Source organism: Streptomyces similanensis, from assembly GCF_039543625.1.
GTDB lineage: Bacteria > Actinomycetota > Actinomycetes > Streptomycetales > Streptomycetaceae > Streptomyces > Streptomyces similanensis.
On the sequence record NZ_BAABKC010000037.1, the window covers coordinates 82,875 to 102,157 of the forward strand.

Annotated in this window: 22 protein-coding genes; 14 read left to right on the forward strand and 8 right to left on the reverse strand. The window is 75.3% G+C overall.

All coding sequences use genetic code 11. From position 1 onward, the window contains the following. Positions 1 to 117: 117 nt before the first annotated feature. The 7 genes from ABEB07_RS11735 to ABEB07_RS11765 all read left to right on the forward strand — a co-directional run bounded on the left by ABEB07_RS11735 (position 118) and on the right by ABEB07_RS11765 (position 7,747). On the forward strand, positions 118 to 612 hold the full coding sequence (locus ABEB07_RS11735) for a hypothetical protein (protein WP_345668274.1): 495 nt from the start codon (positions 118 to 120) through the stop codon (positions 610 to 612). Positions 613 to 980: 368 nt separating this feature from the next. Continuing rightward, positions 981 to 2,387, forward strand: coding sequence for a PLP-dependent cysteine synthase family protein (locus ABEB07_RS11740; RefSeq protein ID WP_345668275.1), 1,407 nt, complete (start codon positions 981 to 983; stop codon positions 2,385 to 2,387). 239 nt (positions 2,388 to 2,626) lie between these two features. Further along, complete coding sequence (locus tag ABEB07_RS11745; protein WP_345668276.1) at positions 2,627 to 3,322, forward strand: CBS domain-containing protein; 696 nt, start codon at positions 2,627 to 2,629, stop codon at positions 3,320 to 3,322. Between the two features lie 243 nt (positions 3,323 to 3,565). Beyond that, entirely contained in the window at positions 3,566 to 4,231 is a 666-nt protein-coding gene (locus tag ABEB07_RS11750; protein WP_176147436.1) for a hypothetical protein, read from the forward strand. A 236-nt stretch (positions 4,232 to 4,467) separates the two neighbouring features. Continuing rightward, positions 4,468 to 5,232: a (5-formylfuran-3-yl)methyl phosphate synthase gene (locus ABEB07_RS11755; protein WP_345668277.1), complete on the forward strand. Its 765-nt coding sequence runs from the start codon at positions 4,468 to 4,470 to the stop codon at positions 5,230 to 5,232. 8 nt (positions 5,233 to 5,240) lie between these two features. Further along, the gene (locus tag ABEB07_RS11760) at positions 5,241 to 6,644 is read left to right on the forward strand and encodes an aldehyde dehydrogenase family protein (protein WP_345668278.1); all 1,404 of its coding nucleotides are present in this window, start codon (positions 5,241 to 5,243) and stop codon (positions 6,642 to 6,644) included. A 2-nt stretch (positions 6,645 to 6,646) separates the two neighbouring features. Beyond that, positions 6,647 to 7,747, forward strand: a complete 1,101-nt coding sequence (locus ABEB07_RS11765; RefSeq protein ID WP_345668406.1) for an alcohol dehydrogenase catalytic domain-containing protein — start codon at positions 6,647 to 6,649, stop codon at positions 7,745 to 7,747. A 48-nt stretch (positions 7,748 to 7,795) separates the two neighbouring features. On the opposite strand, the gene ABEB07_RS11770 is transcribed toward ABEB07_RS11765, so the two are convergent. The 3 genes from ABEB07_RS11770 to ABEB07_RS11780 form a co-directional block, all read right to left on the reverse strand. Further along, the gene (locus ABEB07_RS11770) at positions 7,796 to 8,701 is read right to left on the reverse strand and encodes a class I SAM-dependent methyltransferase (RefSeq protein ID WP_345668279.1); all 906 of its coding nucleotides are present in this window, start codon (positions 8,699 to 8,701) and stop codon (positions 7,796 to 7,798) included. Positions 8,702 to 8,876: 175 nt separating this feature from the next. Then, a complete protein-coding gene (locus ABEB07_RS11775; RefSeq protein ID WP_345668280.1) occupies positions 8,877 to 9,539 on the reverse strand; it encodes a class I SAM-dependent methyltransferase in 663 nt (220 codons plus the stop codon). 99 nt (positions 9,540 to 9,638) lie between these two features. Continuing rightward, complete coding sequence (locus ABEB07_RS11780) at positions 9,639 to 10,385, reverse strand: D-Ala-D-Ala carboxypeptidase family metallohydrolase (protein WP_345668281.1); 747 nt, start codon at positions 10,383 to 10,385, stop codon at positions 9,639 to 9,641. Between the two features lie 287 nt (positions 10,386 to 10,672). Here ABEB07_RS11780 and ABEB07_RS11785 point away from each other — a divergent pair, with 287 nt between their 5' ends. Then, positions 10,673 to 11,512, forward strand: coding sequence for a PhzF family phenazine biosynthesis protein (locus ABEB07_RS11785; RefSeq protein WP_176147442.1), 840 nt, complete (start codon positions 10,673 to 10,675; stop codon positions 11,510 to 11,512). A gap of 13 nt (positions 11,513 to 11,525) precedes the next feature. Here the strand turns inward: ABEB07_RS11785 and ABEB07_RS11790 are convergent, their stop codons facing one another. Then, positions 11,526 to 11,747, reverse strand: a complete 222-nt coding sequence (locus tag ABEB07_RS11790) for a RidA family protein (RefSeq protein WP_425588989.1) — start codon at positions 11,745 to 11,747, stop codon at positions 11,526 to 11,528. A gap of 255 nt (positions 11,748 to 12,002) precedes the next feature. Here ABEB07_RS11790 and ABEB07_RS11795 point away from each other — a divergent pair, with 255 nt between their 5' ends. The 4 genes from ABEB07_RS11795 (at position 12,003) to ABEB07_RS11810 (ending at position 14,227) form a co-directional block, all read left to right on the forward strand. Beyond that, the gene (locus tag ABEB07_RS11795) at positions 12,003 to 12,413 is read left to right on the forward strand and encodes a VOC family protein (protein ID WP_345668282.1); all 411 of its coding nucleotides are present in this window, start codon (positions 12,003 to 12,005) and stop codon (positions 12,411 to 12,413) included. A 67-nt stretch (positions 12,414 to 12,480) separates the two neighbouring features. Then, on the forward strand, positions 12,481 to 13,020 hold the full coding sequence (locus ABEB07_RS11800) for a helix-turn-helix transcriptional regulator (RefSeq protein ID WP_345668283.1): 540 nt from the start codon (positions 12,481 to 12,483) through the stop codon (positions 13,018 to 13,020). Positions 13,021 to 13,025: 5 nt separating this feature from the next. After that, on the forward strand, positions 13,026 to 13,685 hold the full coding sequence (locus tag ABEB07_RS11805; RefSeq protein WP_345668284.1) for a glyoxalase: 660 nt from the start codon (positions 13,026 to 13,028) through the stop codon (positions 13,683 to 13,685). Between the two features lie 59 nt (positions 13,686 to 13,744). Continuing rightward, positions 13,745 to 14,227 carry an iron chaperone gene (locus ABEB07_RS11810; protein WP_345668285.1) on the forward strand — a complete coding sequence of 161 codons (483 nt, stop codon included), beginning with the start codon at positions 13,745 to 13,747 and terminating at the stop codon, positions 14,225 to 14,227. Positions 14,228 to 14,266: 39 nt separating this feature from the next. On the opposite strand, the gene ABEB07_RS11815 is transcribed toward ABEB07_RS11810, so the two are convergent. Continuing rightward, positions 14,267 to 14,803, reverse strand: a complete 537-nt coding sequence (locus tag ABEB07_RS11815) for a cysteine hydrolase family protein (protein ID WP_176147447.1) — start codon at positions 14,801 to 14,803, stop codon at positions 14,267 to 14,269. Between the two features lie 30 nt (positions 14,804 to 14,833). Then, positions 14,834 to 15,418: a potassium channel family protein gene (locus tag ABEB07_RS11820; RefSeq protein ID WP_345668286.1), complete on the reverse strand. Its 585-nt coding sequence runs from the start codon at positions 15,416 to 15,418 to the stop codon at positions 14,834 to 14,836. Between the two features lie 322 nt (positions 15,419 to 15,740). Between ABEB07_RS11820 and ABEB07_RS11825 the strand changes: the two genes are divergently transcribed. Beyond that, positions 15,741 to 16,124, forward strand: coding sequence for a hypothetical protein (locus tag ABEB07_RS11825; protein WP_345668287.1), 384 nt, complete (start codon positions 15,741 to 15,743; stop codon positions 16,122 to 16,124). Positions 16,125 to 16,176: 52 nt separating this feature from the next. Next, entirely contained in the window at positions 16,177 to 17,229 is a 1,053-nt protein-coding gene (locus tag ABEB07_RS11830) for an NAD-dependent epimerase/dehydratase family protein (protein WP_345668288.1), read from the forward strand. Between the two features lie 184 nt (positions 17,230 to 17,413). Here the strand turns inward: ABEB07_RS11830 and ABEB07_RS11835 are convergent, their stop codons facing one another. Then, positions 17,414 to 18,526, reverse strand: a complete 1,113-nt coding sequence (locus ABEB07_RS11835; RefSeq protein ID WP_345668289.1) for a sensor histidine kinase — start codon at positions 18,524 to 18,526, stop codon at positions 17,414 to 17,416. Then, positions 18,516 to 19,238 carry a response regulator transcription factor gene (locus tag ABEB07_RS11840; RefSeq protein WP_345668290.1) on the reverse strand — a complete coding sequence of 241 codons (723 nt, stop codon included), beginning with the start codon at positions 19,236 to 19,238 and terminating at the stop codon, positions 18,516 to 18,518. The genes ABEB07_RS11835 and ABEB07_RS11840 overlap by 11 nt, the downstream gene beginning before the upstream one ends. Positions 19,239 to 19,283: the final 45 nt, after the last annotated feature.

Consider the following 19,283-nt stretch of genomic DNA (forward strand, 5'->3'; position numbering starts at 1 on the left):
TAGAGGGAATCGGCCGCGGGCGCCTTCTCCGGGCCGTGTCCGCCGGCCGGGTGGCCGTGTCCGTCCGGCCGGCGGAACCGTGGTGCGGGGCCCGTGGGCCGGGGGACCGGTGAGGGTGTGACGAATGACCACGACGGCCCGGACAGCGCGCACCGGCGGCCTCCGGGCGTCTCGGACACCACCGTCCGGGCACTGGGGGCGCTGTCGAAGGCACTGGAGACGACCGAGCGCGCCCGCGGTCACCTCTACGCCTTCCACCAGCTCACCGGCGGCGCGGACTTCGAACTGGACCGGGCCGTGGAACTGCTGCGGGAGGCCGGGCATCGGGAGTGGGCCGACCGGGTGCGGCGGGAGATCCTGGGCCGCAACGTGATCCCCGGCCACTGGACGTTCCAGATCGTCGAGGCCTACAACGCCACCTACTACGAGCCGTTCAAGGACGTCGAGGAAGGGGCCCGCCGGGAGCTGGCCGACGGCAAGGACCACCTGTTCGAGGCGGAGCTGAAGGAACAGCGCCGCACCGCGGGGCACCCCGATCACACCGCCCGCCCGCACACCGCCCCCTCGGCACCCGCAGAGGGCGAGCCGGCGGACGAGAGAGATCCCCGCTGAGCACCGCGGATTCATCGGGGCCGTGACCGCGAGCCCTTCGCCCGACCGCCCCTGCGCAGGGCCTTGCGGCTGCCGCTGTGGCCGCGCTACGCGGCCCTACCCGTCGCCCTGCCCGCGCTCACCGACGCCCTGCGAGCACTGGCCCAAGTGCGCTGCGCCGCCGCCCCGTTGAGCGCCCCCTACGGCCGTATCCTGCTCGTCGAACCCGAGTACCGCCGTCATCTCCTCGGTCGACGTCCCCGCCACCGGCCCGGGACGGCGACACTGACCCTCGTCGCCGGCGAGACCGGGCAGTGCGGCGACCCGTTCACCCACCGGGTCCTGCGCGCCGCGCCCCGCCGGCCGGCCCGACCAAGAGAGGAGACCCCATGGCCAGCTACGAGTCCGTGCTCGACTCCATCGGAGCGACCCCCCTGCTGCGGCTGACCCGGGCGGCGCAGGGCCTGCGCCCGCGCGTCTACGTCAAACCGGAGTGGCAGAACCCGGGCGGCAGCGTCAAGGACCGGGCCGCCCTGGCGATGCTGCGCCGGGCCGAGGCGGAGGGAGCGCTCCGTCCGGGCGGCACCGTCGTGGAGGTGACCAGCGGCAACACCGGGATCGGCCTGGCGCTGGCGGCGGCCCACCTCGGCTACCGGGCGGTGATCTTCACCAGCTCCACGATCGCGCGGGAGAAGCGGGCCCAGCTCACGGCCTACGGCGCCGAACTGCGCCTGGTCGACGCGTTCGTCCCCAAGGACCACCCCGACAGTGTGCACGCGCAGGGGCAGCGGTTCGCCGAGGAGACCCCCGGGGCCTGGCTCGCCCACCAGTACGACAACCCGGCCAACCCGGCGGCGCACTACGCCACCACCGGCCCCGAGATCTGGGCCGACACCGACGGCGCGGTCACCCACTTCGTCGCCACCGTCGGCACCGGCGGGACGATCTCCGGCACCGGCCGCTACCTCAAGGAGGTCAGCGGCGGCCGGGTCCGGGTGACCGGCGCGGACCCGCTCACCTCCGCCTACTCCGGCGGCGACGGCAGCCAGAAGTACATCGAGGGCGCCGGTCACTTCGTCCACCCCGAGGCCGCCCGGGACCTGTGGCCGCGGTCGCTCGACACCGGCGTGATCGACGACTACGCCCCCGTCGACGACCAGAGCGCGATCGACGCCATACGGCGGCTGGCCCGCACCGAGGGCATCCTCGCGGGCGGTTCCTCGGGGGTCGCGCTGGCGGCGGCCCTGCGGCTCGCCGAGCACCTCACCGAGGAGGACACCGTCGTCGTCCTGCTGCCGGACTCCGGCCGGGCCTACCTCTCGACGTACTTCGACGACGACTGGCTGGCGGCCAACGGGTTCACCGCGCCGACCGCCGAAGGCGGGCCCGGGGAGCCGACCGTCGGCGCGCACGCGACCGCGACCCCCGACGTCGAGGCGGACGAGAGCGCCGCCGACGCCGTACGACGGCTGACGGCCGCCGGCGTCGCGGACGACGACGTGGTGCTCGTGGTGCACCGGCGGGCCGGACGCGTGCTGGCCCCGCACCCCTCCGACGTCATCGGCTGGACCACACCCGCCCGGCTGCGCGGCGCCGCGACCGTCGCCGGGGCCGCCCGGCGCCTCGGACCGCGCCTGGGCGGCCGGCTCGCCCTCACCGCGCCCGCCGTGACCGCCTGGGCCGCCACCGACGGCGAGGTGGCGCTGGTGCTCGACCGGGGCCGGGTCGCCGGAACGGTGACCCGGCGGCGACTGCGCCGCGACCCCGCGCACCGGACCGCCGGGCACGCCGGATGACCACCGCCCCGCTCGGACACCGCGGCCCGGCGCCACGGGCGCGGCCGGCGCGGGGACCTCCGGAACCCGCACCGGGGCCGTTCGGCCTCAGCGCGACGGGAGTGCGTGCGCTGGACTGGGGGCGTCGGCGGAGCGCGCACGGCCCGTGGGGAGCCGTACGGTGACATCAGCGGGCGCGCCGGGACACCGGGTCCCGGCGCGCCCGCGAGCCGATGCCGGGCCGAGCGGAGAGTTGAGCGATGAGGCAACGCTGTGTGGGCGATCTGATGACGCCCACCGCCGTGAGCGTGCGACCGGGCACGCCGTTCAAGGAGATCGCACGCGTCCTGGACGAGTACGACATCACCGCCGTGGTCGTCGCCGACGACCAGGACCGGCCGCTCGGCGTGGTCTCCGAGGCCGACCTGCTGCGCCGCCACACGTCCGGCGGCGGCGGGAACACCGCGCGGGAGCTGATGACGAGCCCCGCCGTGGTCGCCGAACCCGGCTGGCAGGCGGTGCGGGCCGCGCGGACGATGGAGGAGCACCGGGTCAAACGCCTGCCCGTGGTGGACGGCGAGGGCCGGCTGGTCGGCGTGATCAGCCGCAGCGACCTGGTGCGGCTGTTCCTGCGCCGGGACCGCGCCATTCAGGAGGAGATCCTGGAGGACGTCATCGTCCGCACGCTGGGGCTGCCGCCCTCGGCGCTGACGGTCGAGGTCGCCGAGGGGCGGGTGACGCTCAGCGGCACGGTGGCGGCCAAGAGCCTGATCCCGGTCGCCGTGCGCTGGTGCGGCCGCGTCGACGGCGTGGTGGACGTGGTGAACCGGCTCGCCTTCGAGCGGGACGACCCCGACGACCCCGACGACCCCGACGACCCTGACGACCCCGACGGCCCCGACGGCCCCGACGGCCCTGACGACCCCGGCGCACCGCCCGGCGGCCACCGGGCGTGACCCGGCCGGGGAGTGAACGGCGCCGGGCCACGGGCCGGTCCCCCCGCCCGGCGGTCCGGCCCCGGGGTGCCGGCGCCCCGGGGTGTCGGCAGGGACACCTCCCCTTCGGTGTCCAGGCCCAGCGACGGGGAGCGCGGTGCGCGGCAGGGTGGACGTCACCGCACCGACGCGGAACCCAGCAGCCGGAACTCCGGGGCGGCGCACGCGACTCCGGGCCGGCACCCGCACCTTCGGGGGAGAGCCATGAACGAAACCGCCGCCCGGCGCCTGACGGGCCTCGCCGGCATCGCCGCCGCGGTCGCCCTCATCGTCGAAGTACCCCTGTACTTCCTGTACTCCGGGCCGCCGCCGGACGCGAACGTCCTCGCCAGACTGCTGATCGGCATCCTCGGCCTTGCGCTGCTGCTCGTCTTCGTGACGGCCTTCCGCGAACTGCTCAAGGCGGCGGCCCCCGCCTGCGAGTGGATCGGCACGACGGCCTTCGCGACCGGACTCGTCTACGTGACGGTCACCCTGGTCTCCAGCGGGCTGGAAGCGGGCGCGGTCATCGCCGCCGACGACCCGATCGACCCGACCATCGCGGTCAGCGGCACCTACATCCTCTACGGGTCGATCGGCCGCCTCCTGCTCGCGATGTTCCTGACCGCCGTGGGCCACGGCATCACCCGCGCCCGCCTGCTGCCGCGCTGGACCGGCCGCTCCGCCTACGTCCTGGCGGCGGCCAACCTGCTCTTCGTGCCGTCCCTGTTCTTCGGCAACACCCCCGCGCACTTCTACGCGGCCAACGGCTGGGCCACCACCGCGCTGATGGGCGCGATCCTCAGCTACTGGCTGCTCGCCCTCGGCGTCTCCACCTATCGCAGCGCGACGCGCCACACGCCGTCCGGCTCACCGGCGCCGCGCCACTGACACGGCCCCGGCCCCGGACCCGATCCCGGCGGACCGTACGCCGCCGTCCGCGCCGTCGCCGACCGGCGCGGGCGGCGCACTGAGGGGGTGCGCACGGCACGGCGCCCGCCCGCCGGGAGCCCGCGCGCTCTACCGACGGCCGAGAGCCCTGGTGATGATGAGCTGACCGCGAGCGATCGCGGCGGGCGTGCATCCCCGTCTCCCGGCGGACGGACACGCGGCGGAAGGAGTCCACGTTGTTGCTTCTCATCTCCCCGGACAGCGTCGAAGAGGCCCTCGAATGCGCGAAGGCGGCGCAGCACCTGGACATCGTCGACGTCAAGAAGCCCGACGAGGGATCGCTGGGTGCGAACTACCCGTGGGTCATCAGGGCGATCCGGGACGCGGTCCCGGCGGACAAACCGGTGTCCGCCACCGTAGGAGACGTGCCCTACAAGCCCGGCACGGTCGCCCAGGCGGCGCTCGGCGCGGCGGTGTCCGGAGCCACGTACATCAAGGTCGGCCTCTACGGCTGCACGACGCCCGATCAGGCCGTCGAGGTCATGCGGGGCGTGGTCCGGGCGGTGAAGGACTTCCGGCCGGACGCGCTGGTCGTCGCCTCCGGGTACGCGGACGCCCACCGGATCGGCTGCGTCAACCCGCTCGCCCTGCCCGACATCGCCCGCCGCTCCGGCTCCGACGGGGCGATGCTCGACACCGCGATCAAGGACGGAAGCCGGCTGTTCGACCACACCCCGCCGGACGTCTGCGCCCAGTTTGTGCGGCTCGCCCACGAGGGCGGTCTGCTCGCCGCGCTCGCGGGCAGCGTCAAGGCCGGCGACCTGGACGAGCTGGCCCGGATCGGCACGGACATCGTGGGCGTGCGCGGCGCGGTCTGCGAGGGCGGCGACCGCAACGCCGGCCGGATCCAGCCGGAGCTGGTGGCCGCCTTCCGGGCGGAGATGGACCGCCGCGTCCGGCAGCACGCCGGGCAGGCCGCCGCCGTCGCCACCGCGAGCTGACCGCCGGCATGCCGACGACGCACCCGCTTCCCGCCCCCGTGGCCCGCCGCGGGCACTTCGCCGTCGTCGATCCGGCGACCGGCGAGGCATTCGACGAGGCTCCCGACCGCAGGCCGGACGAGCTGGACGCCGTCGTCGGCCGCGCCCACGCCGCCTGGCGCGGCTGGCGGTCCGACCCGGCCGCCCGTACGGCGGCGCTGCGCGCCGCGGCCGACGCCGTGGAGGCGGCCGGGGGCGACCTCGCCCCGCTGCTCACCCGCGAGCAGGGCAAACCCCTGGCCGAGTCGCACGCGGAGGTCGCCCGCACGGCCGCCCGGCTGCGCTACTTCGCCGAGCTGGAGCCCGGCTCCCAGCCGATCGCGGACGGCCGGCCGGTGCGCGGCGAGATCCGCTGGCGGCCGATCGGACCCGTCGCCGCGATCGTCCCGTGGAACTTCCCGCTCCAGCTGGCGTCGGCCAAGTTCGCGCCCGCGCTCGCCGCGGGCAACACGGTGGTGCTCAAACCCTCTCCGCACACGCCCTTGGCCACCCGGTTGCTGGGTTCCGTCGTCGCCGCGGCCCTCCCCGAGGACGTACTGACCGTCGTCACCGGCCGCGAACCCCTCGGCGCCCGTCTCGCCGCCCACCCGGGGATCCGCCACGTCACCTTCACCGGCTCCGTCCCCACCGGGCGCGCCGTCGCCGAGCGGGCGGCGGCCTCGCTGGCCCGGATCACCCTGGAACTGGGCGGCAACGACGCCGCGATCCTCCTGGACGACGTGGACGTGGAGGCCGTCGCGGACCGGCTGTTCTGGGCGGCCTTCCGCAACTGCGGCCAGGTCTGCATGGCGGTCAAACGCGTCTACGTACCGGCCCGGCTGCACCCGGCCGTGGTCGAGGCGCTGGCCGAGCGCGCGCGCAGCGCCGTCGTCGGCCCCGGCCTGGAACCCGGCACCCGGATCGGGCCGGTCAACAACGCCGAACAGCTGGCCCGCGTCCGGCGCTACACCGACCGGGCCCTGGCGGACGGCGCCCGGGCCGCGGCCGGCGGCCACCGGCTGGACGGGCCGGGCTACTTCTTCGCCCCGACGATCCTCACCGACGTGCCCGCCGACAGCCCGGTGGTGACCGAGGAGCAGTTCGGCCCGGTCCTGCCCGTCCTGCCGTACGGGAGCGTCGACGAAGCCGTGGAAGCCGCCAACGGCACCGGGTTCGGGCTCGGCGGCTCGGTCTGGGGCACCGATCTCGACCGGGCCGAGGCGGTGGCGGACCGGCTGGAGTGCGGGACGGCGTGGCTGAACCACCACGCCGAACTCTCCCTCGCCCAGCCCTTCGCCGGCGTCAAGGACAGCGGCGTCGGCGTCGCGGGCGGGCCGTGGGGCCTGTACGGCAATCTCCAGCCGTTCGTCGTGCACCGGCCGCGGGAGGCGTGACCATGAAGTTCGGCGCGGCGGTACTGCGCTCCTACGACGGTCCCTTCGCCGTCGAGGAGGTCGCCCTGACGTCGGGGCCGGACGACGGCGAGGTCCTGGTCCGCGTCGCGGGCTGCGGCATGTGCCGGACCGATCTCGCGGTCCGGCGCTCGCGGGGCCGCTCACCGCTGCCCGCGGTGCTCGGCCACGAGGGGGCCGGCGTCGTGGCGGAGACCGGCGGCCCCGGCACGGGCCTGGCGGTCGGCGACCACGTCGTGCTGAGCTTCGACTCCTGCGGCCGCTGCCCCAACTGCCTGGCCGCGGCCCCCGCCTACTGCGACTCCTTCGCCTCGCTCAACCTGTTCGGCGGACGGGAGGAGAACGCGGCCCGGTTCACCGACACGGCCGGGCACGCGCTGGCGCCCCGGTGGTTCGGCCAGTCCTCGTTCGCCGAGTACGCGCTGGTCCCGGCCCGCAACACGGTCCGGGTCGCTCCGTCGCTGCCCCTGGAACTGCTCGGACCGCTCGGCTGCGGCTTCCTGACCGGCGCCGGGGCGGTGCTGAACTCCTTCGGCGCCGGCCCCGGGGACACCGTCGTGGTCCTCGGCGCGGGAGCGGTGGGCCTGGCCGCCGTGATGGCCGCGGCGGCCGCCGGGGCGACGGCCGTCGCCGTGGACCGCTTCCCGGAGCGGCTGGCCCTCGCCGAGCGCTTCGGCGCGCTCCCGCTGTACGCCTCCTCGCCCGACCTCCCCGGCCGGATTCGGCGGCTGACCGACGGCGGCGCCCGGTACGCGCTGGACACCACGGCCTCCGCCCGGCTGATCAACGACGCGCTGCACGCCCTGCGTCCCACCGGCCGGCTCGGCCTGGTGGCACGGCTGCCCACCACGCTGCCGCTGGAGGTCGGCGCACTGGACCGGGGCCGGACGATCTCCCACATCTGTGAGGGAGACGCCGTCCCCGGTCTGCTGATCCCGCGGCTGACCGCGCTGTGGCAGGCCGGACGGTTCCCCTTCGACCAGCTGATCCGCACCTACCCGCTCACCGACGTCAACGAGGCCGAACGCGACTGCGAGGCGGGCCGGGTGGTCAAGCCCGTCCTGATCCCGGAGGGCCGGGCCTGACACCGGACGTGACGGGCCCGACCAGGGGACGCGCCGCGCGTCGCCGCGTCAGAGCGCGGGTTTGTCGGCGAACACCCACCGGTTGCCCGCCAGCGCGTCGTTCTGCTCGGGCAGCGGCCCGCGCCCGTGGCTGCGGGAGAAGTCGAAGGGGGTGCGGACCGAGGTCGACCAGCCCCGGCCGGCCAGGTTCCCCGCGGAGTCGGGCCGCTCCCGCCGGTCGAACAGGTCGAGCAGGTCGATGCCGATCTGCTCCCGCGTCGCGACGTACAGTGGGCTGTCGCGGTACTCCAGCAGGTCCGGCTCCAACTTGACCTCGAAGGCCAGGGCGCTGCCGCCCGTGCTCAACCGGTCCACCGTACCGATCAGCGCGGTCTCGGCGGCGGGCGGCAGATAGAACAGCAGCCCCTCGGCCAGCCACGCCGTCGGCGCGGTCGCGTCGAAACCGGCCTCGGTCAGCGCTCCCGCCCAGTCGCCGCCGAGATCGACCGGCACCGGCACGCGCCGCGCCCTCGGCAGGGCGGACAGGCCGCCGAGCACCTCGTGCTTGAACCCCAGCACGCCTTCCCTGTCGAGCTCGAAGAGCACGCAGCCCTCCGGCCAGTCGAGCCGGTACGCCCGGGAGTCGAGACCGGCGCCGAAGAGCACCACCTGCCGTGCGCCCGCCCGCACCGACCGCAGCAGGAAGTCGTCGAGGACCCGGGTGCGCAGACCGAAGTAGCGCGCGAAGCGCCCCCACAGGGGGTTGGCATCCCCGTCCGGGACCTGCTGCATCCGCACCGGCCAGCCCGCGGACGCGGACGCGGCGCGGACGAAGTGCTCCGCGTACTCGTCCCGGGCCAGGCTGTCGTCGCGATGCGTCTCCAGGGCCCGCGCCGCGGCGACCAGCAGCGCCGTCACGCCGACCCCGCCGTCCACGCCTCCCGTACCGGGGTCCTGCCGCACCGTACCGACCATGTGTCCTCCCCAGGGAGCGTGATCCGACCACAGCCTCCCCACTGTCCGGCCGCCACCGGCCCGCCGTCCGGCGAGCCGGCACAGTCCACCCGAGCGAGTGAAGGAACGCGCACGCGTTCCCAGCGGCTGTGTTCCGAGGGGCGACGCCCGTGTCCTGCCCGGCGGGAGGGCGGGCTCAGGCGCGTCGGCGGGCGCGGAACACGAGGTCGTCGGTGTGGTGCGCGCCGGCGCCGCCTTCGGGCGCCACGCGCGGGCGCACCTCGTCCACCTCCACCTCCCAGTCGTCGGTGAGCAGCGAGGCGACCATGGCGGGCCAGACGTAGTCGGCCGGGTCGAAGCCGCTGTCGTGCGCGTGCCGGGTGTCCATCCCCGCGTGGTGCACGAGCAGCAGCACGCCGCCGGGCGCGACGGCCGTGAGCAGTGCCCGCTCGGCCGCGGCGTCGGGGGTGCGCGGCAGGGCCGGGTACTGCGCGGAGACCAGGTCGAAGGAGCCGGCCGGGAGCGCGGCCTCCACCAGTCCGGCGTGGACCCAGCGCACGGTGACGCCGGCGTCGCGGGCGTGTCCGGCCGCGCGGTCGAGCGCCACGCCCGACACGTCGAGCGCGGTCACGTCCCAGCCGCCGCGCGCGAGCCAGACGGCGTCCGCGCCCTCGCCGCAGCCGACGTCGAGCACCCGTCCGGGCGCGAGTGCGGCGACCTCGGTGACGAGGGCGCCGTTGGGCCGGCCGCTCCACAGTTGCCGCCGGTCGTTGTAGCGGTCGTCCCATTCCGCGCGGGCCCCGGGGTCCCCCAGGTAGCCGGCGGAGGCGTGTGCGTGTGCTGTCTTGTCGTCGGTCACGGACCCACGGTGGGCCGTGGCGCCCCGCTCGGGCCAGTTCTGTTGCCGGTTCGGCAAAGCGGGCGGAGTCCGGCCCGGGGGAGGGCGGGCGTACGGGCGTCAGACGGTGCCGTCCTGCCACCACCAGGCCCGGCCGAGGTCGGCGCGGCTGTCGACGTGCTGGTGATCGGCGGTGTAGGTCTCCAGTCCGGAGAAGCCGCAGGTCTCGGCCTTCTGGTAGACGGTCCGGTTGGACACGCCGGGTACGTCGAGGTCGGCCGCGGTGCCGTACAGGTGCATGCTGTCGCTCGCGCCGCCGACCTCGGCGTTGTGGGCGATGCTGCGGAAGCCGGAGTTCACGGTGATGGGCGCGTCGCCCAGCTTCTTGCGCAGGGCTTCGAGTCTGTACATCGCCCGCCGGACGTTCTCCTTGGTGGCGGCGCTGCTCAGCTTGCCGCCGGCGAAGGTGCCGCTGACCCGGTCGGTGAACTCGCCGAAGTCGAAGTGCGCGGTCGAGCCGTCGGCCTGTTCGAGGGCGTTGAGCTTCGCCTGGGTCGCGGGGCCCACGACCGCGTCGGCGCCGAGCCCGTAGGCCGTCTGGAACCGGCGCACCGCGGCGGCGGTGGCCGGGCCGAAGCTCCCGTCGACGCCGACGAGGCTGTGGCTCGGGCTGTCCGCGGCCCAGCCCGCGACCCTGATCTGGAGTTCGGTCACGTCCGCGCCGGTGGCTCCCTGGCTGAGCGTGCGCGACCAGCTGTACGCCCGGGCGGAGCCCGACAGCAGCGTCGGGACGAGCACGGCGCCGGCGCCGGCGGCCAGCGCGCCGCGCAGGAGGGTACGGCGGTGGAAGGGGCGGGAGGGGTCCATCTTCGTCCTCTCGGGGCATGCCGTCACGCCGGTGAACGGAGCGTGGTCCGGCGGTACTTGAGGACACGACAGTGTCATGGACACGGCGTATGGGGAAAGAGGGGGCGGAGCGCCCGGGCGCGCGGGGCGTATGACGGGCGGGAGCGGACCGGGAGTTGTCCCGTCATGGCTCCCGCGGTCACCTCTCGTGCGTCATTGACCCGCGCCCGGGCGGCCGGTTCGCCCGGCGCGGCGCCCGCCGCATCCGGCCTTTGACGGCTCGGTGACGGAGCCGCTACGTTCGGGTGATGGACATCCTGCGCTACGTGGCCTTCAGCACCGATCCCCTGGGCGGCAACCCGGCGGGCGTCGTGCTGGACGCCGCGGGCCTCGACGAGGCCACCATGGGCGCCGTCGCGGCGGAGGTCGGTTACTCGGAGACGGCCTTCGCCGTGGCCCGCCCGGACGGGGCGCTCGACATCCGCTACTTCAGCCCGAAGGCCGAAGTGCCCTTCTGCGGCCACGCCACCATCGCCACCGCCGTCGCCCACGCCCACCGGCACGGCGTCGGCGAGCTGCTGCTGCACACCCGGGCCGGCCAGGTCCCGGTGACCACCTCGACGCGCCCGGACGGGTCGATCGCCGCCACCCTGGTGAGCGTCGAGCCGCGCACGGCGGAGATCGACGACGCCGATCTCGCCGAACTCCTCGCCGCTCTGCGCTGGTCCGCCGCCGACCTCGACCCCGCCCTGCCGCCCCGGCTCGCCTACGCCGGCGCCTGGCACCCGGTCGTCGCCGCCGGCAGCCGCGCGCGCCTGGCCGGCCTCGACTACGACATGGCCGCGCTGGACGCCCTGATGGCGCGCCGCGAGTGGACCACCATCGCCCTGGTGCAGCGCGAGAAGGACACCGTCTTCCACGTCCGCAACCCCTTCCCGCCCGGCGGCGTGGTCGAGGACCCGGCCACCGGCGCGGCGGCGGCCGCCTTCGGCGGCTACCTCCGCACCCTCGGCCTCGTCGACACCCCCGCGGTGCTGACGATCCACCAGGGAGTGGACATGGGCCGCCCGAGTCTCCTGACCGTGGGCGTCCCGGCCGACCCGTCCAGCGGCATCGAGGTGACCGGCACGGCGGTCTCCATCGACTGAGCGGGACCGGCGGCTACCGGCCGCCGCCCCCGGACACCTCCAGGACGACCCCGATCTCCACCGGCGCGTCGAGCGGCAGGATGTTCATGCCGACCGCGCCGCACGCGGGGCGGACCGCCGCCCCGAAGAGACCGGCGAGCAGCTCGCCGGCGCCGGCCACCACCCCCGTCCGTCCGGCGCAACCGGGCGCGGAGGGCACGTAGCCCACCACCTTCACCGCCCGCGACGTAGACATGTGCGCCGCTGCGCACGGCGGGCGCGTAGGCGCCCTTGGGGGCGCTCACCTCCGGCAGCCGCAGACCGAGCGCGGCGAGCCGCCGGCGGACGTCAGTGGCCATGGCCCCTCCTGATGACCCGGACGACGAGGCCCATCGTCCGCCGGGCACCGCGCAGGCGCCGAGCGCGCCGCACCCCGATCAGTCGTCAAGAGCGCGCGGATCGATCAGGAATCGAGAAGCGCCGTCGCCGGAGCCGCCCCTAACCTGCTGTTATGGACATCACCATTCGCACGACCGCCCTCCCGCACGACGACCCGGACGCCTCCCTCGCCTTCTACCGCGACGTGCTCGGCTTCGAGGTCCGCAGCGACGTCGGACAGGGCAGGATGCGCTGGATCACGGTCGGACCGGCCGGTCAGCCCGACATGTCGATCCTCCTCGCACCGCCGGCCGCCGACCCGGGCATCACCGAGGACGAGCGCCGCACCATCACCGAGATGATGGCCAAGGGCACCTACGGCTGGATCCTGCTGGCCACCCCGGACCTCGACGCCACGTTCGAGAAGGTGCAGGCCGGGGACACCGAGGTCGTACAGGAACCGACCGAGCAGCCCTACGGCATCCGCGACTGCGCCCTGCGCGACCCCGCGGGCAACCTGATCCGCATCCAGGAACTCCGCTGAGCCGGGCGACGGAGCCGTCCGCAAAAACCGCGCGAAAGAGCCGTGCGTGATGGGGGAGGGTGCTCTCATGTGCCAGTCCGAGTGGCGGCGGGCCCGCGTCGAGGCCCAGCGCCTGGCCGATCTCGCGCGGCTGCGCCGTGTCCGCGACCGCATCGACCGGGAGTACGCGCGGCCGCTGAACGTGGAGGCGCTGGCCCGCGACGTGAACATGTCCGCCGGGCACCTGAGCCGGCAGTTCCGGGCGGCCTACGGGGAATCGCCGTACTCGTACCTGATGACCCGGCGCATCGAGCGCGCGACGGCGCTGCTGCGGCGCGGCGACCTCAGCGTCACCGAGGTCTGCTTCGCGGTGGGCTGCGCGTCGCTGGGCACCTTCACCACCCGCTTCACCGAGCTGGTCGGCATGCCGCCCGGAGCGTTCCGGCGCCAGGCGGCGGCGACGGCGGCGGCAGAGCCCGCCGGTGCCGCGGGCCCGGCCCCGCAGCGCGAGGCGGGCGCCGCGATCACGGTGGACACGGTGGAGGGCATGCCGGCGTGTGTGGCGAAGCAGGTGACGAGACCGGTCAGGAATCGAGAAGCCCCGGCCGCGGGGCAGCCCCTAGCGTGAGAACCATGACAGCCACCACTCCCAGCCCGGCAGCGACCTCCCTCACCACCGTCACCCTGGAGGCGGCGGACCCGGAGGCGGCCCACCGCTTCCACACCGCCTTCGGCGTGGCCGAGCACGTACGGGTGCGCCCGTCCACCGCCGACTCCACCGGTTTCCGCGGCTTCACCCTGGCCCTCACGGTGTCCGGGCCGGCCACCGTCGACGGCTTCCTGGACGCCGCGGTCAGCGCCGGCGCCACGGTGCTGAAGCCCGCCGCGAAGTCGCTCTGGGGCTACGGCGGCGTCGTCCAGGCCCCGGACGGGACGATCTGGAAGGTCGCGACCTCGGCGAAGAAGGACACCGGGCCGGCCACCGGACGGATCGACGAGCTCGTCGTCCTGCTCGGCGTCGAGGACGTCAAGGCGGTCCGGCGCTGCTACGTCGAGCGGGGCCTGACCGTGGCCAAGAGCTTCGGCGGCACGTACGCCGAGTTCGCCTCCGCCGGATCCGGCCCGCTCAGGCTGGCGCTGTACAAGCGCCGCGCCCTGGCCAAGGACCTCGGTGTCCCCGCCGAGGGCGCCGGCTCGCACCGCGTCGTCCTCGGCGGCGCCGCCGGCCCCTTCACCGACCCCGACGGCTTCGTCTGGGAGACCGCGCCCCCGCTCACCGCCACGCCGTCCTGACGTCCCGCCCCGCCCCTCCCCGCCCCCTCACCCCAGCACCGTACGAGAGGAAAGCCGCCATGCCCACGAAGCCCTCCGCCCAGACCCCCGACACCGCCGCCGAGCGGCACGAGGCGTTCACCGCCGAGGAACGGGCCGCGATGAAGGCCCACGCGCAGGAGCAGCGCAAGACGGCCGCGCGGCGCGGTCTGTCCCGGGCGGAGAAGGAGGCGGCGGCGGAGCGCGACGTGCTCGCCAAGATCGCCGAGTTGCCGGAGGCGGACCGGGTCCTCGCCGAGCGGGTCCACGACATCGTCAGGGCCGCCGCCCCGGACCTCAGGGCCAAGCTCTGGTACGGGATGCCCGCGTACGCCCGGGACGGCAAGGTCGTCTGCCACTTCCAGAGCGCCGAGAAGTTCGGGACGCGGTACGCCACGCTCGGCTTCAGCGACCAGGCGGCGCTCGACGACGGCGCCGTGTGGCCGACCGCGTACGCCCTGAAGGAGCTGACGGAGGCCGGGGAGCAGCGCATCGGCGCGCTCGTCAGGAAGGCCGCCGGCTGAGGCCGCCGGGGCGGACCGGCGGCGGAGGCGGCCGGGCCGTCAGCGCCACAGGTCCCGGCTCGCGCAGACGTGCGCGCCCATGTTCCGCTCCATCATGAGCAGGGCCGCCTCAGCGAGGTCCTGGTGGATGTGCGCCACGGCGTCCCTGGGGACGATCACCTCGAAGTGGCGGATGTGGGCGTCGAGGGCCGAGTAGAGCACGCACTGCTCGGTCACCTGGCCGCACAGGACGAGCCGCCGGATCCCCTGCTCGTGGAGCAGATACGTCAACGGCGTCTCGAAGAAGATCGAGTGGCGTGCCTTGAGCACGAAGAGCGAGCGCGCGTCGGGCCGCACCGGGTCGACCAGGTCCGCGTGCGGCCCCGCCAATGCCCGGTCCAGCAGTTCGCCGTGGTGCGAGCGCCACTCGCCGAAGTTGTCGTTGACGTAGACGACCGGCGCCCCGCGCTCCCGCGCACGCCCCAGCAGGGTGGTCAGCACCGGCACGACCGCTGTCGCCGAGGGGAGCAGCAGCTCCGCGTCCTTGTGGTCGTACGTGTTGATCATGTCGATGACGATCAGCGCGGTCTTGTCCATACCACCACCGTGCCACCTCCAGCCCCCCGCTCACCGGTCGTGCCGTTGGCGGCGCAGGCCCGTCTCGATCGCGTGCGTCAGCACGCGCGCGGCCACGCCCACGAGCAGCAGACCGCCCGCCATCTGGAGCATGGTCAGGATCCGCCCCGCCTGCGAGCGGGGGACGATGTCGCCGAAGCCGACGGTGGCGAACGTGGTGAGGGCGAAGTACAGGGCGTCCGTCCTGGTCAGCGGCTCGTTGAACGAACCGGGCACGGAGCGGTCCAGGAGGAAGTAGGCGACGGCGAAGAGCAGCAGGAAGAGCGGCAGCGTGACCGCCAGCGCCTCGACCGCCCTGAGCCGGGGGTAGGGGGAGCGCGCGATGACCGCCACCTCCCACCCGAACAGCGTCACCGCGGCCAGCAGGCCGAGCACGAGCGCGACCGACGTCAGGTCCGTGCCGCGGTCCTCCAGGGGCAGCAGGTAGTACGCGGCGACGAGCCCGGACGCGACGAACACGGCACGGGAGACGACCGTGACGGCCACCCGCCGGGACCGCCGCCGGTGCCAGTCCTCCCGCGGCGGACGCCCCGGCCCGGCCGGGTCCGGGGCGTCGGGAGGCACTGAGCCGCTCATCGGTCTTCCTTTCGCTCCGGCGGGCGACGTGCCCCGGTCCGAGGCCGCGCGCAGGCCCGGCGCCGTCCGTGACGCCGGGTAGGGACGCCGGGTACGCGTGGTTCGGCAGTGTACGAGCGACCCGGGGCGGATTCCGGCAGGCGGGCGTGGAGCCGGGCGCCGTCCCGCGTGCCGCGCGTGCGAGCCCCCGGCCGGGTGCTGCAATGGCCGAGGTGGTCGGCCACCGATTCCCCCGGCCGCCCGACGGCTGCTCGCCGACGAGGAGTCCCACGTCCCCGGGCCGTGCGCGGCCGCCATCTGGCCGACAGTGAGGAAGGACGCCGTGACGGAGCCGGGCCCGTCCGCCGCACCCGCCCCGGCCGCGCGGCCGGAGGAGGCGGACCGGCTGCGGGAGCTGTTGCGCACCCCCGCGTACCGGCGGACCCTCGCGCTCTGCGCGGTCATCGGCGTCCCGGTGTCCCTGGCGGCCTTCTGGTTCCTCGCCGGACTCCATGAGCTGGAGCACGCGCTGTGGTCCGCGCTGCCGGGCGCACTGGGGTGGCGCCCGCCCCCGTGGTGGTGGCCGCTGCCGCTGCTGGCGGTGGCGGGCGTCGCCGTGGGCCTCGTCGTGCGGCGCCTGCCGGGGGCGGGCGGACACGTTCCCGCCGCCGGGCTCCAGGCGTCCGGGTCCGCCGCCGACCGGGCGGGAAGGCTTACGCATCCGTGACGTCGTGGCGTCGCGGAGCCCGCGGACGGGGTCGCGGCCGTACGGTCGGGGCATGCAGATCCTGGTCACCGGAGGCGCGGGCTTCATCGGCTCGCACGTCGTGAACACCTTCACCGCCGCCGGGCACGGAGTGCGCGTGCTCGACTCGCTGGCGCCCGCCGCGCACGGCACGGCTCCGCCGGTCCCCGCCGGGACGGACTTCCGGCGCGGGGACGTCCGTGACGCGGCGGCCGTGCGCGAGGCGCTGCGCGGCGTGGACGCGGTCTGCCACCAGGCGGCGATGGTGGGCCTTGGCAAGGAGTTCGGCGACGCCCCCGGCTACGTGGGCTGCAACGATCTCGGGACCGCGGTGCTGCTGGCCGGCATGGCCGAGGCCCGGGTGCGGCGGCTGTTGCTGGCGAGCTCCATGGTCGTCTACGGGGAGGGGCGCTACGCGTGCCCGTCCCACGGCGTCGTACGGCCGGGGCCGCGCCGGGTGGCCGACCTGGAGGCGGGGCGCTTCGAGCCGCCCTGCCCGCACTGCGGCGAGCCGCTCGCGGCCGGTCCGGTGACCGAGGACGCGCCGCTCGATCCGCGCAACGTCTACGCCGCCACCAAGGTCGCGCAGGAGCACCTCGCCGCCGCGTGGGCGCGTGCGGCGGGCGGGCGGGCGGCCGCGCTGCGCTACCACAACGTGTACGGGCCCGGCATGCCGCGCGACACCCCCTACGCGGGCGTCGCCTCGCTGTTCCGGTCGGCGCTGGAGCGCGGTGAGGCGCCGTCGGTGTTCGAGGACGGGGGTCAGCGGCGGGACTTCGTGCACGTGGGGGACGTGGCCGAGGCCAACCTCGCGGCCCTGCACGGGCTGGGCGAGGCGAGGGAGGGAAGCGCGCGGGCGTACAACGTCGGCAGCGGCGAGCCCCACACCGTGGGCGAGATGGCCGCCGCCCTGGCCCGGGCGCACGGCGGGCGGGCGCCCGTCGTCACGGGGCGCTACCGGCTCGGCGACGTCCGCCACATCACCGCCTCCTCGCGCAGACTGCGCGAGGAACTGGGCTGGGAGCCGCGGGTCAGCTTCGCCGAGGGGATGGCGGGGTTCGCGACGGCCGCGCTGCGAGCCGGCTGAGCCGGCTGAGCCGGGTCGGTGCGGGTCGCCCGCCGACGCTGCTCCCGGCCGGCGGGTCGCCCGGACGGCGGCGGGGAGCCGGACCCTCGATATCAGGCGGCGGCCGGCAGGCGGATCCGCGGTGTCAGGCGGCGGCGGGCGGCCGGATCCGCGGTGTCAGGCGGCGGCGGGCGGACCCTCGGTATCAGGCTGCGGCGGGCAGGCGGACCTCGAAGCGGCAGCCGCCGGGGACGTTGGAGACGGCGGCGCGGCCCTGATGGGCCTCGACGATCCCCCGGACGATCGCCAGGCCCAGACCCGCGCCGGCCGGCGGTGTCCGCGCGTCGGTGCCGCGCCAGCCGGTGTCGAAGACGCGGGGCAGGTCCTCCGGGGGGATGCCGCCGCAGCCGTCGGTCACCGACACGACGACGCTGTCCGCCTCCCGGCGTGCGGAGACGGCGACCGTGCCGTCGGACGGCGTCCGGCGGATGGCGTTGACGAGCAGATTGGCCAGGACCCGGGACATCTCGCGGCCGTCCACCTCGACGGGCACCGGCTCGACCCGGTCGCCGACGATCGACACGCCGTGCTCCCTGGCGAGGGCGTCGGCGCCGGCGAGCGCGTCGCCGACGAGGTCGTAGACCGAGACCCGGGTGATGTTCAGGGCGAGGACGCCGGCCTGGATGCGGGAGAGCTCGAAGAGGTCGCCGACCATGCCGCTCATGCGTTCCACCTCCGCGCGGATGCGGGCGTGGTACACGCGCGGATCGCCGGCCACCCCGTCCTCCAGGGCCTCCGCCATGGCCTGGAGCCCGGCGAGCGGGGTGCGCAGGTCGTGCGAGATCCAGGCGACCAGTTCGCGCCGGGAGGTCTCCAGGGCCCGCTCCCGTTCACGGGACGCGGCGAGCTTCGCGCCGGTGGCGGCGAGTTCGCGGCTCAGCTCGGCGAGTTCGGCGGTGGGCGCCGCGGCGGGCGGGGTGAACAACCCGTCGTCCCCCAGGGAGCGGGTGGCCTCGGCCAGCGCCCGGCTGCCGCTCACGACCCGCCGGCCGAGCGTGAGCGCCACCGCGAGGGAGACGACCGCCGCCATCAGGCAGACCATCGTCACGACCCACAGATCGTGGTCGGACAGCAGCATCGCCCAGGACACCAGCAGGGTTCCGGCGAGCATGGCCGCGACCGTGACGGCGGCCACCGCGGCTAGGGACAACGCGACGGAGCGGTCGCGCAGCAGCCGCAGCAGGCCCAGGCCGAGGAGGCCGGCTCCGGCCGCGCCGGCGGCCGCGTAGAGCGCGATGAGGAGGGTGTCACGGACCATCGACGGCCTCCGTCGGTCGCGGCGGCGGGTCGAAGCGGTAGCCCACGCCCCATACGGTGCTGATCAGACGGGGGTGCGCCGGGTCGTCCTCGACCTTCTCGCGCAGGCGGCGGACGTGGACGGTGACGGTCGACAGGTCGCCGAACTCCCAGCCCCACACCTCGTGCATCAGCTCCTCCCGGCTCGTCGCCCGGCCCGGATGCCGCAGGAAGTATTCCAGCAGGTCGAACTCCCGCGTGGTCAGGCGGAGTTCCGCTCCGTGGCGGGCGGCGCGGCGCGCCTGGGGGTCCAGGGTGAGCGGGCCGGCGCCGAGCGGGGCCGCGGCCGGTCCCGGGCGGCCGGAGCCGGCCGCCCCGGTGCGGCGGAGCACCGACCGCACCCTGAGCACCAGTTCACGGGGGCTGAAAGGTTTGGTGATGTAGTCGTCGGCGCCGACCTCCAGGCCGAGGATGCGGTCCTCCTCGTCGCCCCGCGCCGTCAGCATGATCACGGGGAGCGGACCGTGCTCGCGCAGGAGCCGGCAGACCTCAAGGCCGTCCATGCCGGGCAGCATCAGGTCCAGCACCACCAGATCGGGCGGCCGGGCGGCCGCCCGGGCCACGGCGGAGGGCCCGTCGGCGGCCACGTCGACGGCGAATCCCGCCCGGTCCAGATAGCCGGTGACCACCTCGGAGACGGTGGGGTCGTCGTCCACGACGAGTACGCGTTCCACACCGCCGAGTCTCGCACCGGCGTCCGGCCGCCGGCCCGGGCGGCG

Bases quoted from the DNA above. Each gene is read 5' to 3' on its own strand.
- ABEB07_RS11740 (WP_345668275.1), top strand. From the start codon at position 981: ATGGCCAGCTACGAGTCCGTGCTCGACTCCATCGGAGCGACCCCCCTG.
- ABEB07_RS11745 (WP_345668276.1), top strand. From the start codon at position 2,627: ATGAGGCAACGCTGTGTGGGCGATCTGATGACGCCCACCGCCGTGAGC.
- ABEB07_RS11750 (WP_176147436.1), top strand. From the start codon at position 3,566: ATGAACGAAACCGCCGCCCGGCGCCTGACGGGCCTCGCCGGCATCGCC.
- ABEB07_RS11760 (WP_345668278.1), top strand. From the start codon at position 5,241: ATGCCGACGACGCACCCGCTTCCCGCCCCCGTGGCCCGCCGCGGGCAC.
- ABEB07_RS11765 (WP_345668406.1), top strand. From the start codon at position 6,647: ATGAAGTTCGGCGCGGCGGTACTGCGCTCCTACGACGGTCCCTTCGCC.
- ABEB07_RS11770 (WP_345668279.1), bottom strand. From the start codon at position 8,701: ATGGTCGGTACGGTGCGGCAGGACCCCGGTACGGGAGGCGTGGACGGC.
- ABEB07_RS11780 (WP_345668281.1), bottom strand. From the start codon at position 10,385: ATGGACCCCTCCCGCCCCTTCCACCGCCGTACCCTCCTGCGCGGCGCG.
- ABEB07_RS11785 (WP_176147442.1), top strand. From the start codon at position 10,673: ATGGACATCCTGCGCTACGTGGCCTTCAGCACCGATCCCCTGGGCGGC.
- ABEB07_RS11790 (WP_425588989.1), bottom strand. From the start codon at position 11,747: ATGTCTACGTCGCGGGCGGTGAAGGTGGTGGGCTACGTGCCCTCCGCG.
- ABEB07_RS11795 (WP_345668282.1), top strand. From the start codon at position 12,003: ATGGACATCACCATTCGCACGACCGCCCTCCCGCACGACGACCCGGAC.
- ABEB07_RS11800 (WP_345668283.1), top strand. From the start codon at position 12,481: ATGTGCCAGTCCGAGTGGCGGCGGGCCCGCGTCGAGGCCCAGCGCCTG.
- ABEB07_RS11805 (WP_345668284.1), top strand. From the start codon at position 13,026: ATGACAGCCACCACTCCCAGCCCGGCAGCGACCTCCCTCACCACCGTC.
- ABEB07_RS11810 (WP_345668285.1), top strand. From the start codon at position 13,745: ATGCCCACGAAGCCCTCCGCCCAGACCCCCGACACCGCCGCCGAGCGG.
- ABEB07_RS11815 (WP_176147447.1), bottom strand. From the start codon at position 14,803: ATGGACAAGACCGCGCTGATCGTCATCGACATGATCAACACGTACGAC.
- ABEB07_RS11820 (WP_345668286.1), bottom strand. From the start codon at position 15,418: ATGAGCGGCTCAGTGCCTCCCGACGCCCCGGACCCGGCCGGGCCGGGG.
- ABEB07_RS11830 (WP_345668288.1), top strand. From the start codon at position 16,177: ATGCAGATCCTGGTCACCGGAGGCGCGGGCTTCATCGGCTCGCACGTC.
- ABEB07_RS11835 (WP_345668289.1), bottom strand. From the start codon at position 18,526: ATGGTCCGTGACACCCTCCTCATCGCGCTCTACGCGGCCGCCGGCGCG.